Raw genomic sequence first — 15,770 nt, forward strand, 5'->3', positions numbered from 1 at the left:
ACATCGGGGCGACCCCGCATTGATTGCGGCAACAGGCGGCCTTGGGCAACCTAGGATATCCCCGAAACGGGAAAACTGGATCGGCACGGGCACCCGGCTAAGCGGATCTGCTTCATCGGTTTGCGCGCGGCCCAACAAGAAAACGCGCTGTTTCAAAAACAAGCGTCAAAGTAGAAAAACGATGGCTCTTGCTGACCGTCAGGTCAGCTTGCACAGTTCCTTTGCAGCCCTCCGCCCACTTTCATACGCGCCATTGACAAGCGCGCAGCGGCGACCACCCATCGCTTCGCCCGCAAAAAACACCCGGTCTCCCAGAGGCGCTTGCAGGATTTTCCGCGCGCCGTGACACCCCGGCCGCAACGCTGCGTAGGCGCCAAGCGTCAAGGGGTTCGTCGCCCATTCGGTCGCCAGCCCTTTCACGAAGTGTTTGCGCACGTCACTGCCGATCTGTTTGACCATCTCTTGAAGCGCGAAATCGACAGTGGCCTCGGGTCCTGCGCGCGAAAGCTCCCAACCAAACTCCCCACCGATGTTGCCGAATACATAGTCATATCCAAAGGGCCAGGTAATGAAAAAACACGCCCGTGTGGGTGACGTCTCAGGGATGTCATAGCTCATCCATTCATTGTCCTTCAGGCCCAACCGCGCACCGTCAAAGAGCAAGGGCACTTTTACAAGCAGACCCATGGGCAGATCGTGAATGGCCTCTTGTTTCGCGACGGGCAGCTCTGGAACAAAGCGGATCGCATCTGAGGCAAGCACGCCCGTTGAAACGGTCACGATGCAGATCTTGGCCCTAATCGTTCCCGCGCTTGTCTCGATCTGAACGCCTTTACCGGACCAATCGATCGTTCGGACTTTGGTGCCCAGGGCAATCGGCACGCCGATCGCCAGCATAGCAACCACATTGCCGAGCCCTTCGGCCACGATACAGCTGGGTTGGTCATCAGCAGAGAGATAATCGTCCAGTGCGGAAACATCCTTGAAATCAACACCGTAATCCATTGGTCCCATCCATGCCTTGACCGCTCCGGCAAAGCGCAGGCCTTTGGGGATCACATCTTCACATGACACATCCAGACCTCTCTTGCCGGCTCTATTCATTGCCTTCTCGATCATCGCTCCGGTGGTATCGTAAGCGGTCAACTCCTCATGCGTGGCACGGCGCCCATCGACAAAGAGCGCGGTAGGCACATCGGTATGGTCTACAAGGGTGAACTCGTGCCTGCGCGCGACCTTGGCCAGTTTGTTGCGGTTCGAACCGGATAACCAAGAGCACCCCATATCGACCGGGCTTCCGAAACTATCTGTCTGCGTCCAGGCCCGCCCGCCAACGCGGCGGTCCGCCTCAACCACCAACACAGACCGGCCAGATTTCACCAATTTGCGCGCCGCGCCGAGGCCTGCGGCACCGGCTCCGACGATGACAACGTCTGGGTTGGTGGGGAAATCGCTAAGATTGGACATGGAGTATCCGTTCAAGTTGAAACCGGGGGCAGATAGCATTCAGCAATCAGCAATCGTGTTCCCGCCGCAATTGCCCTGCGCAAAAGCTGGCCGGGCTGTAGGTAAGCGATATCGCCTGCCCGAAAGACGCCACCCTCCGTGTCATCCAGCGTCACCTGCCCTTCGAGCACATGAATGATCTGCCGCTCCGGGAGCACCACTTCGCCCTGCAGCGGCCCGGCATAGAACTCTGTAAAAACCGACATCCGCCTATCGTGGTTCTGCAAATGCGTGGTACGGACCGACACTACCGCAGTGCCAGATTGGGCGGCAAAACTGCCGCGCAGGACGGTTATCCGATCAAGTGAAGTCCCTGCGGCATCCCCCGGCGCGTCACTATCCAGGATCATGAAAACCTTGCGCACGGCAGTCGGCATCTTCCACTGGCAGTCGAGGCCCTTGGGCAGAACAAAGGCCTCACCTGCCTTTATGATGGTGCTCGTTCCATCGCGCATCTCCATCTCAACCTGGCCTTCCAGCAGGTACATGTATTCGTCGACAGGATAAGGGCCTGGCCGGTCCTCAAAGGCGGTGCATTCCCAAACACCGGCGGAGTACCCAAAGGTCTTTACCTCATCATAAAGATATCCGTGCTGGACCGGAGTGCCCGCAGCCAAATCAGCGGGATCCATAGCAGGCCAAGCCATCAACCCCTGCCCCGTCGGGCCATCCGTTTCGATTCGCATAAAGCCTAAAGACACGGTCATGATCGGATATCCTTTACGATCCGAGGGTACAGCAAAGCTGTACTTTTTCAGGTTGAGTTCATTTCTTTTTCAGACACTTAAGTTGGAACGGACAGTGCCGATACAGAGAAAGATATGATGCATCACAAGACGATACTTGACGTAGCAGCACATAGTGCGCAAGCCTGAATGAATAACCATTCAGCGGATTTGGCAAAAACTCTCAGGCCCTGACGCTGCAGATCAAGCGCGCGGGACGCAAAGGAAACGGGACCAACGCCGCCATATATGGGGACAACAGAATGGATATCACTGACAACCTGGCTGCTGTGCGGCGCAAAAAACTGTCGCGGCGCGCGTTCAACCGTACCTTGCTGTCAGCCGGTGTCGGCATGGTCGCCACACCACTGATCGGCACCCGGCAGGTCGTTGCGCAAGAAACGGAACAGGGCACGATTTTCACGTGGGGTGGCTATGACGTCGGCGAACTTTACACGAGTTACGAAGCCGCAAACGGGGCGCTACCAAATTTTGCAATCTTTGGCGGGACCGAAGAAGCGCTGACCAAGATGCGCGGCGGTTTCACACCTGATATCGCCCACCCTTGCAATGCGGGTCTGAAGCGATGGGTAGATACTGGCATGTTCCAGCCCATTGACACCTCAAGGCTGTCGAACTGGGGCGATGTGATCCCCGAGCTGGTGGCAATGGATGGCAATGACGCCGGAGACGGGCAGCCTTGGCTGGCGCCTTTCGACTGGGGGGGCACATCCATTACCTACCGCACCGACCTCTTTGAGCTTGAGGAAGAGGAAAGCTGGGACATGCTCTGGGACAAACGCTACGCCGGGCAGCTTGGCTCGCTTGCCTCGGGCGGGGACGCGTGGTGGTGTGGCGCAATCAAGGCGGGTGTTCCCTTCGGGGAGATCGCCACCGATGAGGCGTTCGAGAAAATCAGTGCCGCGATGCGTGAACAACGCCCGCTGATCCGCGTCTATACCGATGACACAACCACCCTCGAGCAGGCGCTCTCCTCCGGTGAGATGGCCGCGGCGATGACCTGGAACAGCTCTGCCGTGGCCTTGGCATCCGAAGGCATCCCGGTGCGCTTTGCCCGGCCAAAAGAAGGCGCGCTGACATGGGTCTGCGGTCTGATGGTGCACAAGGACGCGCCAAACCTCGACAAAGCCTACGAGATTATCGACAGCCTGCTGAGTGTCGAAGCCGGCAAGTTTATGATCAACGACTATGGGTATGGCCATTCCAACGCCAAATCCTTTGACCAATTCGATGCGCAAACACTGGTCGGTCTGGGTCTGAGCAAAGACCCGGGCGACATCCTCAGCGCAGGGCATTTCATGATCCCGCAATCGCAGGAATGGGAAACCCGCATGAACGAGACGTTCGAAATGATCAAGGCGGGTTTCTGATCTGATGGTAGGACCGGATGTAAGCCTCCACATCGGTATCCGGCAAATCGGGCGTGACCGGTGACTGATATGACCGCCGCGCCTGCCAGACACATCCGGGCCCGCGGCGGCCTCCACGGCGCATTGCACCGCAGCAAAGCCTTTCGCGGCTATGCTCTGCTGTCGCCTGCGCTGGTCGTGCTCTTTGTCGGGGTTGTGGTCCCGTTTCTGATCTTGCTGATGATGAGTTTCTGGACCCGTCAGGGGTTTGACTTCGACACGACAATGACGACGCTGAACTATGCCCGCGCGGTGGATGAACCGATCTTCGGCACGTTCCTTTTGCGCTCGTTCTGGGTCTCGGGCATCGCAACGGTGGCGACCGTCTTGCTCTGCTATCCGATGGCCTATTACGTCGCGTTCCACGTGCACCGCAACAAGATGCTGTGGATCATCCTGATAACCCTGCCCTTCTGGACGAGCTATCTGTTGCGGGTTTTCGCGTGGAGGGTGATCCTCGGCTACGAAGGCGTGATTAACGCGTCGCTTTTATCCATGGGGTTCATCGAAAAGCCGCTGGCGTTCCTGCTCTACAGCCAAACAGCAGTGATCATCACGCTGGCCCATGCCTGGGCCGCTTTTGCGATCCTGCCCCTCTATGTATCGCTGGAAAAAATCGACCGCTCGCTTTTGGAAGCAGCAGCTGATCTCGGTGACGGGCCGGTACGCCGTTTCCTGCGTGTGACGCTGCCGCTGTCGCTGCCCGGCGTGATTGCCGCGACCTTCCTGATCTTTATCCCCACCACTGGTGACTACATCACACCTGCCCTGCTGGGGGGGCCGGATGGCGCAATGATCGGGAACCTGATCCAGCTGCAGTTCGGCGCCGTCAACAACTGGCCGATGGGAGCGGCGCTGTCGATCATCCTGACGCTTTGGATCGCCGCGATTGCACTGGTCTTTGTCTTTCTGACCCGCCGGGCCGAGAGGGTCGTGGCATGAGGTCTGGCAGCTACATCACGCGCCCCAACCGAACCTTGCAAATCTACGCCTGCGTCTTTCTGGTGGTGCTTTATGTCCCTGTTCTCTTCATTCCTCTCTTCAGCTTCAACGATTCAATCTACGTGCGCTTCCCGCTGCAGGGCTTTACCACAAACTGGTACGTCGACCTGATGGGCCGCGATGCGGTCTGGGACGCCATGTGGAATTCGGTCCGGGTTGGCGTCTGTGTCGCCGTCATATCCACCGTTCTGGGTGTTCTGACCGCCCGCGCCATCACCCGCAACCGGATACCGGGCCAGAACGCTGTCGTCGCCTTTGTGATGTTGCCGCTGGTCATCCCGGGCATCATCTTTGGTGTCGCCCTGTTGGTCTTGCTGAGCCGTCTTGGCATCCCCCTATCGCTTTACACCGTGGCATTGGGGCACCTGATCGTTTGCATGCCCTTTTCCGTCGCGACCCTGTTGCCGCGCTTTGAGGGCATGGACGGCTCGATGGAAGAAGCCTCCGCCGATCTGGGCGAAAACGGCTGGTGGACCTTCTGGCGCGTGACTTTTCCAATCGTTCTGCCGGGGATCGTCGCGAGCCTTCTGCTGACCTTCATCGTGTCATTTGACGAATTCATCATGGCGTTTTTCCTCTCGAGCACCGAGACCACATTGCCAATCTACATCTGGTCACAACTGCGGTTTCCACGCGAATTTCCGTCAGTCCTTGCCCTGTCTTCCATCATTCTGACGGTGTCCTTTGTTCTGGTCTTCATCGCCCTTTGGATCGGCAGGACCGGCCTGATCGAAAAAGACCACCCCAGACCTCCAGAAGCGCCGAAATCCTGATGACTTCATCAAACCCCATTATCTCAATCCAGTCCGTGGGCAAATCCTACGGCAGCTTCCGCGCGATCAAGGAGATTTCGCTTGATATCGAACATGGCGAGTTCTTTTCGCTGCTGGGTGCGTCGGGCTGCGGCAAGACAACGCTGCTGAGGATGCTGGCGGGATTTGAGGACGTCACCGATGGTGCCGTGCTGATTGACGGTGAGGACATGACCGGCGTGCCGCCCTTCCTGCGACCTGTGAACATGGTGTTTCAGAGCTATGCGATCTTTCCGCATCTGAACGTGACCGACAACATCGGATACGGGCTGCGCAAGCAAAAACTGCCCAAGGCACAGCGGCAGGAAATGATTGATGAGATGCTGTCCCTGGTGCAGCTTGACGGCTATGGCGCGCGGCGCGCCAATCAGCTCTCAGGCGGACAGCGCCAGCGGATCGCCCTGGCCCGCGCGCTCATCATGAAACCCAAGGTCCTGCTGCTGGACGAACCGCTTGGCGCGCTCGACAAGCATCTGCGCGAACAGATGCAGCTTGAACTGCGACGGCTGCAGCAGGCGCTTGGGATCACCTTTGTCTTCGTCACCCACGACCAAGAAGAGGCCCTTACCCTGTCAGACCGCATTGCAGTGATGTCTGGCGGGGCGGTGCTGCAAGTGGACACACCTGCCGGGCTTTATGAACACCCCCGCACCCGTGAGGTGGCCAGCTTTATCGGCCATATGAACTTCCTTGAAGCTCGCGTGACGGGTCGCAAGAACGGCCATGCCACGCTTGATGTGGCGGGTCTGGGCACACTGGACGTACCGGCCAATGGCGCCGCCCTCAGCACAGGGGACAGGACCAGTATTGCCGTACGCCCGGAAAAGCTGCGCCTCCACCACAGCGCGCCGGAAAACGGGCAGCGGGCCGTCCAGGGCGCGCTGAAAATGACCACCTATCTTGGGGAGCGCAGCCATTTCCATGTTGAGGTCCCCGGCTGTGATAGGCCTCTTGCCGTTTCGGCCTCGAATGCCACACTGCAGGATGGCCGGGCGAACGCTATCGGCCAGCCCGTCTGGCTGACCTGGGCCGCCGACTCCCTGATTATGATGAACGACACGTAGAAAGAAGCCATGCAATCGCAAGAGAACCTCAGACAACGCCGCACAGCTCCGAAAGAAGTTCGCCGCCAGCAACTGATCGAGGCCACGCTCGACGTGTTGGCCGAAAAGGGCGTGTCCGGCACAACCATGGCGTCCGTGACCGGGCGGGCAGGCTTGTCGCTGGGCATTGTCAGTCTGCATTTTCAGTCAAAAGACAACCTGCTGACCTCGACCTTACGGTATCTGGCCGAAGAAATCCGCGACGCCTGGGTAAATATCCACCGCGATGCATCGCTCAGCGCGCCGGATCGCTTGCGCGGGATCGTGGCGGCCTGTTTCGATCCCGATATCTGCTCCCCGACCAAAATCTCTGTCTGGTTCGCTTTTTTTGGCGAGGCCAGTTACCGGCAGGTGTATCGCGACATGGTCGAGGAATTCGACGACGAGCGGACCGAGGCGATTGAGGAATGCTGCATGCAGATCAAGGCAGAGGGCGGCTATGATGATGTCGACCCCGAAGCGCTGTCTGTCATGATAGAATGCCTCTGCGATGGGCTGTGGCTGAATATGATCCTCTACCCCAGCTGGTTGACGCATGAGGCGGCAAAGACCCAGATCGAAGCGCTTCTGGCTCGCCATTTCCCGAAACACTTCGATTTGCCGCCCGACGGCGCGGGCCGCGGACTATGATTGACAGCCCTCCCTCTCGTCGCCAGATACTGGCCGGGTTGGCCACAGCCCCCCTGCTGCCCACGGTGGTATCATCGCAAACGTCAAACCCGGATGTGATCGTTATCGGGGCGGGGGCGTCCGGGATCGCGGCAGCGCGGCGGCTGATTGCCAGCGGCAAGACGGTCCAGGTTATCGAAGCGGCTGACCGCATCGGGGGCCGCGCCTATACCGAAACGGACACATTCGGCGTACCCTACGATCAGGGATGCGCCTGGCTGCAAGGGCCAGACGACCTGCCGCATCTGCAGGCAGCAAAGGACCTCGGCTTTCATCTGCACGATCATGACACTGCGCACGATGCACTTTTTGTCGAAGGCCGCCGCGCCAGTCATAAAGAACAGAGGCAGTATGACCGCGCCTATGCCCGTCTCTATCAGGCCCTCACGACCGATGCCGATGTAGCTGGCGCAAGCCTGGCAAGCCTCGATCAACCCATGGATGCCGTGGCGCAGACCTGGACGGGGCCGCTGGATTTTGGCGTGGATCTCACGGATTTGTCGACTGCCGACTGGAATGTCTATCCCGATTATGACGTGAATTATCTGGTGCGCGAAGGGCTGGGTTCCCTTGTCGCGCATCTGGGCCGCGCGCTGCCCGTCAGCCTGAACACCCGCGCCACGGCAGTGGATTGGAGCGGTCAGGGCGTGCGCGTGGAAACCACCCAAGGCATGCTTGAGGCAAAGGCGGTGATTGTCACCGTCTCGACCGGGGTCTTGGCCTCTGGCGCGATCCGTTTCGCGCCGGAACTGCCCGCCGATAAGCAGCAGGCAATTGCCGATGTGCCGATGGGTCTGCTGACCAAGATCGCGCTGCAATTCGATGGCGAACGGTTTGACCTTCAGGAAAACAACTTCTTGACCTATGCCATACCCAACGAACTCCCTGCCGAAGCCTGCTATTTCCTCACTTTTCCCACCGGGCATGACATTGCCGTGGGTTTTGTAGGCGGGCAATTCGGCTGGGCGATGGCAGATGCGGGGCCGGACGCTGCTGTCGATTTTGCCCTGAACGAATTTTCGAAAGCCGTTGGCAGCAATGCGCAAAGGCACTTCATCAAAGGACATATGAGCGGGTGGGCAAAAGACCGGTTGACCCTCGGTGCGTATTCGGCCGCGCAGCCCGGCAAGGCTGCGTCCCGCACAGTCCTTGCCGAACCGCTGGGAGACCGGGTCTTCTTTGCCGGCGAAGCGGTGGCTGGTCCCTATATTGCCCTGTTGTCCGGCGCACATATGTCCGGCGACAGCGTCGCTCGCGATGTCGCGGCACAGCTGGGTGGGGCCGAAGGCTGCGGAGCCTGCGACGCGCGGCATCACAATTTGCAGAAAGAAAAGCCATGAACAGGCCCGAACAAACCCGCGAGGCATCCCGGCGCGATCCCCGCTATGACATCCTGTTCGAGCCGGTTCAGATCGGTCCTGTGCAGACCCGCAACCGGTTTTATCAGGTTCCTCACTGCAATGGCATGGGCCACCAATTTCCGTCCTCCATGGCTGAAATGCGTGGGGTGAAAGCCGAAGGCGGCTGGGGCGTTGTGTGTACCGAACAGGTCGAGATCCACCACACGTCAGAGCTGACCCCGATCATCGAAGGCAGGCTCTGGGACGATGCGGATCTGCCTGTCTTCCAGCGGATGACTGACAAGATACACGAACATGGCAGCCTTGCGGGGATAGAGCCCTGCTACGACGGGCTGGCCACGCCGAACCGCTATAGCCGCGAGGTTCCGATGGCCCCCTCTGCCCGGCCGGTGGCCTATCCCGATCCGGTTCAGGCCCGCGCCATGGACAAGACCGATATCCGCAATCTGCGGCGCTGGTACGTGGAAGCGGCCAAGCGCAGCAAGCGCGCGGGCTTTGACATCATCTATGTCTACGCGGGCCATGATCTGAACGCGCTGTCGCATTTCCTGTCCCGGCGCTGGAATGACCGGGGCGATGAATATGGCGGCAGCCTTGAGAACCGCGCCCGCCTGCTGCGCGAGGTGCTGTCCGATACCAAGGATGCGGTGGGCGACACCTGTGGTGTCGCGATCCGCTTTGGCGTCGAGGAGATGATGGGCAGCGACGGTTTGACGTCCGCCGGCGAAGGCCGCGATGTGGTCGAAATGCTGGCCGATATCCCGGACCTCTGGGATGTGAATGTCAGCGACTGGGACAACGACTCGATGACATCGCGCTTTGCGGAGGAGGGGTTTCAGGACGATCATGTCGCCTTTGTGAAAAAGGTCACCCAAAAGCCCGTTGTGGGTGTGGGGCGCTATACCTCGCCGGACAAGATGGTGTCGCTCATAACCTCGGGCGCGCTGGATCTGATCGGCGCCGCGCGCCCCTCCATCGCAGACCCGTTTCTGCCCAGAAAGATCCAAGAGGGTCGGATTGAGGACATCCGCGAGTGTATCGGCTGCAACATCTGCGTGACAGCCGATTTCACCTCCTCCCCCCTGCGGTGCACCCAGAACCCCACAATGGGCGAGGAATGGCGGCGCGGCTGGCATCCCGAGCGCATCGACCCCCGGCATGCGGATGAGACCGTGTTGATCGTCGGCGGAGGTCCGTCCGGTCTGGAGGCCGCCCGTGCTCTGGGCGCGCGTGGCTATGGCGTGACACTCGCCGAAGCAACCGCTCAGCTCGGAGGGCGTGTGTTGATGGAGGGCGCGCTGCCGGGCCTGGCAGCGTGGCGGCGGGTGGCGGACTACCGGACTTATCAGATCAGCCAGATGGCCAATGTTGAAACCTATCTGGAAAGCCCGCTGACTGCGAACCAGGTGCTTGAATTTGGCGCCGATCATGTGGTCATTGCGACCGGTGCCACTTGGTGCGAGAGCGGCGTGGGCCGCGAGAACCATAAACCGATTGCGCGTGCGCCCGGTGCCAATGTGCTGGCCGTGGAGGCCGTGGCGGAGGGTGCTGAAATCACCGGGCCTGTCGTGCTTTTTGACGACGATCATTTCTATATGGGCGGCGTTCTGGCAGAGCTTCTGCGCCGTCAGGGTCATGAGGTCACGCTGGTGACCCCGATGCCGCTTGCCTCCTACTGGACGCAGAACACGCTGGAGCAGGAACGCATCCAGGCCAGGTTGCTGGAGATGGGGATCGGGATAGTCCCTTTGCATAACGTCACACATATCGGGGCAGAGACCGCCGAGATCGCCTGCGTCTATACCGAACGGACGCGTGACATCGCCTGTCGCACCTTCGTGCCGGTGACCATGCGCCGCCCGGTGGAGACGCTCTATCACGAGGTGCAGGCGCAGCTGGGCAAGCGGGAAAACGCCCCGAGCCTCACCCGGATCGGCGACTGCTTTGGCCCTGGCACGATTGCCGCCGCGGTCTATGCCGGGCACCGTTATGCCCGCGAACTGGGGGATCCTGCCAGCCAGGCGGCCCCCTTCCGCCGCGAGCTTCCCAGACTTGCCGACCTAAACACCTAAGCCGAGCCCCTCATCATGACCCGCGATCCGCAGTACGATATTCTGTTCGAACCGATCAAGATCGGACCCGTGACAGCCAGGAACCGCTTTTTCCAGGTGCCGCATTGCACTGGCATGGGTTTTCTGCGGCCCCGCACCCTGGCGGCGATGCGCGGGGTCAAGGCTGAAGGCGGATGGGGTGTGATCTGCACGGAATACAACTCCATCCATCCCTCCTCGGATGATTTGCCGGGGGTGCATGCCGCGCTCTGGGATGACAGCGACGTGCGGGCCAACCGGTTGATGACGGACGCAGTGCACGAGCATGGCGCGCTGGCCGGGGCTGAACTTTGGTACGGGGGCGCGCGCAGTGCCAACCTTTATTCGCGGATGCCTGCGATGGATGTGGCCAGCCTGCCCAATCTGGCAGGCCACCCGTTTCAGACCCGCGCCATGGACAAGACCGACATTCGCAATCTCCGCCGTTGGCACCGCAAGGCCGCCCTGCGCGCACGGGATGCCGGATTTGATGTGGTTTATGTCTATGCCACCCACGGCTACCTGCTGGCCAATTTCCTCGATCCGCGGATCAACACCCGCGGGGATGAATACGGCGGCAATCTGGAAAACCGCGTGCGACTGGTCCGCGAGCTGATTGAAGAGACCAAAGAGGCCGTGGGTGACCGCTGCGCCGTCGCCGTTCGCTTCAAGGCCGATGACACCATTGGCGAGGACGGCGTGCCGGAACACGGCGAGCGGCGCGAGATGTTCGAGATCCTGCAGGCCCTGCCCGACCTGTGGGACATCAACATCGCCGACTATACGCTTGAGATGGGTATGTCGCGCTTTGCCAAGGAGGGCGCACTGGAACCCTACATGGCGTGGGTAAAATCAATCACAGACAAACCGGTTGTGACGGTGGGCCGCTTCACTTCGCCCGATACAATGGTGTCCCAGATCAAGCGCGGGATCACGGATTTCATCGGCGCGGCGCGCCCGTCCATTGCCGATCCCTACATCCCCAAAAAGATTGAGGAAGGCCGCCCCGAAGACATCCGCGAATGCATCGGCTGCAACATCTGCTATTCCGGTGACAGCCTCGGCGTGCCGATCCGCTGCACGCAGAATCCCACGATGGGTGAGGAATGGCGCAAGGGCTGGCACCCTGAAAAGATGCCGGCGGCGGATGCGAAAGCCAAGGTCCTGATCGTCGGGGCCGGACCCGCAGGACTGGAGGCCGCGAGGGTCGCTGGCGCACACGGCCACAACGTGATGCTTGCCGAAGCCACCCGGACCCTTGGCGGACGCGCGGTGCGCGAAGCCAGCCTGCCGGGGATGAGCGAATACATCCGGGTGCGCGACTACCGCGAGGGGCAACTGCTGAAGATGCCCCATGTGGAGGTATTCCGCGAAAGCGCGCTGACGGCAGATGACATCATGGCGGTTGAAGCCGACCACGTGGCCATCGCCACCGGGGCAAGCTGGCGCAGAGATCGCTTTGACGGAAAGACCTTTGTCGCCGTGGCGCCGGACGAGGTGATGGTCCGTACCCCGGACGACATCATGGATGGCACCCTGCCGACCTGTGGCCCCTGTGTCGTCTTTGATGGCGACAACTACTACATGGGCGGGCTCATGGCCGAAGCATTGGCCGATGCAGGCCTACCGGTCATGTATGTGACCGAAGAAGACAGCGTGTCGGCCTGGGCCGGGAACACCTCCGAACGCTGGCGCGTCCGCACGCAGTTGATGGAAAAGGGCGTCGAGATTGTGACCGCTCATGCGGTCACTCATTTTGATGGCGGCACGGCCAAACTGATCTGCGGCTATACCGGCAACGCGCGCGACGTGCCCGCCGAAAACCTCGTACTGGCCACTCAGCGTCAGCAATGCGATACGCTTTATCATGATCTGCTGACCAAGGTTGAGGGTGATCCGACACGCCTGCCTTTCACGCTCAGCCGGATCGGCGATTGCGATGCGCCTTCTATCATGGCCGCTGCGGTCTATGCAGGTCACAAATTCGCCACCGAGATCGGCACCCGGCAGGATGTCGACCAGCCGCTTAAGTTTGACCGGCTGGATGTGGGTGCGGTGCTGCCACCGACGCCCGGCGCGCCGAATGCAGCCTTTCCACCGCCTGTAGAGGCCGCCTATCTTGAGACACTCTTGACCTATTACGAAGAGGAGGTCGCCGGGATCGCCTATTATCAAGGTTTGGCCGAAATCTGCGATGACCCCGATCACAAGGCCAAGATGCTGCTGCTGGCCGGGATCGAAGAGCGCACCGCCGGGATCGTCAAACCGCTGATCGATGCCTATGGGCTGACGCCGCGTACAACGGTCGAGTTGAGGGCCGATGGCCTGGCCGATGCGGCCAGCGGCCCACAGGATTTCGCCGGGATGATCGCCTATATGCGCAGAACCTTTCCGGCCTATATCGCCGATTTCGAGCGGCTCGAACGGATGGCGCCATCAGCCGATCTGCCGATTCTGAAACGCATGACCGAACATGAGGTCGTTGCCATCGCGTTTCTGGAGCTTGAGGCCAAGGGGGCGGAGGATTCGACCGCCCCTCTGCACCGTTTCCTTGCCACCTGTACTGCGGCCTGACGCAAGATGATCCAAAACGAACGCCCCTCTCTCGCGGACAGCCTCTGGAGCGCAACGGCAAATCCCGCCCCGCCCCGCCCGGCGCTAAAGGGCGATGTGGAAACGGATACCGTGGTGATCGGTGGGGGCTTTACGGGCCTGTCCGCCGCCCTGCATCTGGCAGAAGCGGGCCAGTCGGTGATCCTGCTCGAAGCCGAAACGCCCGGCTGGGGCGCATCAGGCCGCAATGGCGGCCAGGTCAATCCGGGGCTGAAAGCGAACCCGGCAGAAACCGAAGCGCGGTTCGGAGCTGATCTGGGCAGGCGGATGGTGGCCTTGTCAGGGGGCGCCGGAAAGTTGGTCTTTGACCTGATCCGGAAACACCAGATCGCATGCGATGCGCAAAACTGCGGCTGGATCCGGTCCGCCACCAATGCAAGGACACTGGCGGGCTTGCAGGCTGCGGGCCGTCAATGGCGTGAACGCGATCACGACGTGGCCGACATCTCCGCTGCGGAGATGGCGTCTCTGCTGGGAACGGATGTCTATGTTGGCGGCCTGATCGACCGGCGTGGCGGCAATATCCATCCACTCAACTACGCATTGGGATTGGCCGCCGCGGCAGAAAAAGCAGGCGCACGCCTTTATGGCGACAGCCGGGTGACAAAGGTCAACGGCACACCCGATCAGGTCACAGTGACAACGAGCAGCGGGACCGCAACGGCCAAACGCGCGCTGATTTGCACCAACGCCTATACCGGCGATCTGACCCAGCCGCTGGGGCAAACAGTAGTGCCGGTGACCTCGGTTCAGGTTGCCACCGAACCGCTGTCGGAAAACGTCGCCAAATCCATTCTGCCCGAGGGCCATTCGCCCACCGACACCCGCCGCCTGATCTTTTACTTCCGAAAAGATGCGGCAGGGCGCTTTATCATGGGCGGGCGCGGCGCATTGGGTGATGGTGGCATCCTGAGGCGACAGGCGGCGCTGCGCGCAGCGGCACGCAAGCTCTACCCGCAAATTGGCGAGGTCGCGTGGCCTTTTGCCTGGGGAGGCAATGTCGCGATGACCCGCGATCACACACCCGGCCTGCACCGGATCGCGCCTAATGTTGTTGCCGCCCTGGGCTACAACGGGCGCGGCGTGGGTATGGCGACGGCGATGGGCACCGTATTGGCCAAATGGGCACAGAGCCGCCCTGTCGCCAAGCTCGATTTTCCAATGACACCCGCCAGACCGATCCCGTTTCACCGCTTCCGGCAGATCGGTGTCGGGGCCACGGTGGCCAGTTTTCGGATACTTGACCGCCTCGGGCTGTAGCATGCCCTCATCCAACCGCAGGAGACGTCCCATGACCGCCTACAGCAAGATCGCCGCAGAGCTGCCCCTCCCGTCCGGTAACTTCATCGACGGCCGGTTCCAGCCTTGCGCCAGCGGCCGGACCTTTGAGACGGTAAATCCCTATGATGGAGCGGTTGTTGCCAAATTGCCTGCCAGCGATACGGGCGATGTGGACACTGCCGTCGCCTCGGCACGCAAAACCTTCGAAAGCGGTGTCTGGGCGGACATGCACCCCGGTGCCCGTAAAGAGGTACTGTCGGAGCTTGCTGATCTGATCATGGACAACCTGCAAGAGCTGGCGGTGATGGAAGCATTGGATGCGGGCAAACCCATCACTGATTGTCTCCATATCGATGTCCCGGAAACCGCCACCTGCATCCGCTGGCATGGCGAGGTGCAGGACAAGCTTTATGACCAGATCGCGCCTTCGGCCCCGGATGGGCTCGGGTTGATCGTGCGCGAACCCGTTGGCGTGGTGGCGGCGGTCCTGCCTTGGAATTTCCCCCTGATGATGATGGCCTGGAAGATCGGCCCGGCACTGGCCACGGGCAATTCTGTCGTCGTGAAACCCGCCGAGCAGACCAGTTTGACGGCCTTACGCCTGGCCGAGCTGGCAGTGGCGGCGGGTGTGCCGGCCGGGGTGTTGAACGTCATCACAGGTATGGGCCCTGACGTGGGCGCGCCGCTGGGCCGTCACATGAACGTGGATGCGTTAACCTTTACAGGGTCGACATCTACGGGCCGCCTGTTTCTGGAATACAGCGCCCAAAGCAACCTGAAAGAGGTCTGTCTTGAAATGGGTGGTAAATCCGCTGCGGTGATACTGTCGGACGCCCGCGACATCGACCGGATCGCCGAGGTGCAGGCAAACGCGATCTTCTGGAACATGGACGAGAACTGTACTGCCAACAGCCGGATCATTGTGCATGAAGACCACCATGACGCACTGATCGAGGCCATGGTCCGGCAGGTCTCGGACTGGACGCCGGGCAATCAGCTTGAGGCAGAGACGCGTACCGGTCCGCTGGTGAGTGATACGCATTTCAGCAAGGTTCTCTATCTGCGGCTTCGATTTCAAGGACGGATTTAGGTCGCATCGGGCTCATGGTTCTCTCCGGGGTCGAACGTGCCGCCCCATAATGGCGTCGGTGACGGGATGCCTTCTAGAAGTCCGCTGC

At 60.7% G+C, this 15,770-nt stretch carries 12 protein-coding genes; 10 read left to right on the forward strand and 2 right to left on the reverse strand.

The features are described from left to right. Positions 1 to 198: 198 nt before the first annotated feature. Positions 199 to 1,467, reverse strand: coding sequence for a flavin monoamine oxidase family protein (locus H7847_RS08410; protein WP_227268970.1), 1,269 nt, complete (start codon positions 1,465 to 1,467; stop codon positions 199 to 201). A gap of 11 nt (positions 1,468 to 1,478) precedes the next feature. After that, a complete protein-coding gene (locus tag H7847_RS08415) occupies positions 1,479 to 2,213 on the reverse strand; it encodes a cupin domain-containing protein (RefSeq protein ID WP_227268971.1) in 735 nt (244 codons plus the stop codon). A 281-nt stretch (positions 2,214 to 2,494) separates the two neighbouring features. Here H7847_RS08415 and H7847_RS08420 point away from each other — a divergent pair, with 281 nt between their 5' ends. The 10 genes from H7847_RS08420 to H7847_RS08465 all read left to right on the forward strand — a co-directional run bounded on the left by H7847_RS08420 (position 2,495) and on the right by H7847_RS08465 (position 15,682). Further along, complete coding sequence (locus tag H7847_RS08420; protein ID WP_227268973.1) at positions 2,495 to 3,622, forward strand: ABC transporter substrate-binding protein; 1,128 nt, start codon at positions 2,495 to 2,497, stop codon at positions 3,620 to 3,622. 69 nt (positions 3,623 to 3,691) lie between these two features. Next, a complete protein-coding gene (locus H7847_RS08425) occupies positions 3,692 to 4,603 on the forward strand; it encodes an ABC transporter permease (protein ID WP_227269000.1) in 912 nt (303 codons plus the stop codon). After that, the gene (locus H7847_RS08430) at positions 4,600 to 5,436 is read left to right on the forward strand and encodes an ABC transporter permease (protein WP_227268974.1); all 837 of its coding nucleotides are present in this window, start codon (positions 4,600 to 4,602) and stop codon (positions 5,434 to 5,436) included. The genes H7847_RS08425 and H7847_RS08430 overlap by 4 nt, the downstream gene beginning before the upstream one ends. After that, positions 5,436 to 6,539: an ABC transporter ATP-binding protein gene (locus H7847_RS08435; protein WP_227268975.1), complete on the forward strand. Its 1,104-nt coding sequence runs from the start codon at positions 5,436 to 5,438 to the stop codon at positions 6,537 to 6,539. Before H7847_RS08430 ends, H7847_RS08435 begins: the two co-directional genes overlap by 1 nt. 9 nt (positions 6,540 to 6,548) lie before the next feature. After that, positions 6,549 to 7,208: a TetR/AcrR family transcriptional regulator gene (locus H7847_RS08440; RefSeq protein ID WP_227268976.1), complete on the forward strand. Its 660-nt coding sequence runs from the start codon at positions 6,549 to 6,551 to the stop codon at positions 7,206 to 7,208. Next, positions 7,205 to 8,587 carry a flavin monoamine oxidase family protein gene (locus H7847_RS08445; protein ID WP_227268977.1) on the forward strand — a complete coding sequence of 461 codons (1,383 nt, stop codon included), beginning with the start codon at positions 7,205 to 7,207 and terminating at the stop codon, positions 8,585 to 8,587. Before H7847_RS08440 ends, H7847_RS08445 begins: the two co-directional genes overlap by 4 nt. Beyond that, a complete protein-coding gene (locus H7847_RS08450) occupies positions 8,584 to 10,680 on the forward strand; it encodes an oxidoreductase (protein WP_227268978.1) in 2,097 nt (698 codons plus the stop codon). Before H7847_RS08445 ends, H7847_RS08450 begins: the two co-directional genes overlap by 4 nt. Positions 10,681 to 10,695: 15 nt before the next feature. After that, complete coding sequence (locus tag H7847_RS08455; protein WP_227268979.1) at positions 10,696 to 13,272, forward strand: oxidoreductase; 2,577 nt, start codon at positions 10,696 to 10,698, stop codon at positions 13,270 to 13,272. A gap of 6 nt (positions 13,273 to 13,278) precedes the next feature. Beyond that, positions 13,279 to 14,571: an NAD(P)/FAD-dependent oxidoreductase gene (locus H7847_RS08460; RefSeq protein ID WP_227268980.1), complete on the forward strand. Its 1,293-nt coding sequence runs from the start codon at positions 13,279 to 13,281 to the stop codon at positions 14,569 to 14,571. A 31-nt stretch (positions 14,572 to 14,602) separates the two neighbouring features. Further along, positions 14,603 to 15,682, forward strand: coding sequence for an aldehyde dehydrogenase family protein (locus H7847_RS08465; protein WP_227268981.1), 1,080 nt, complete (start codon positions 14,603 to 14,605; stop codon positions 15,680 to 15,682). Positions 15,683 to 15,770: the final 88 nt, after the last annotated feature.

This window comes from Roseobacter weihaiensis, assembly GCF_020622345.1.
In the GTDB taxonomy this organism is placed as follows: Bacteria; Pseudomonadota; Alphaproteobacteria; order Rhodobacterales; family Rhodobacteraceae; genus Roseobacter; species Roseobacter weihaiensis.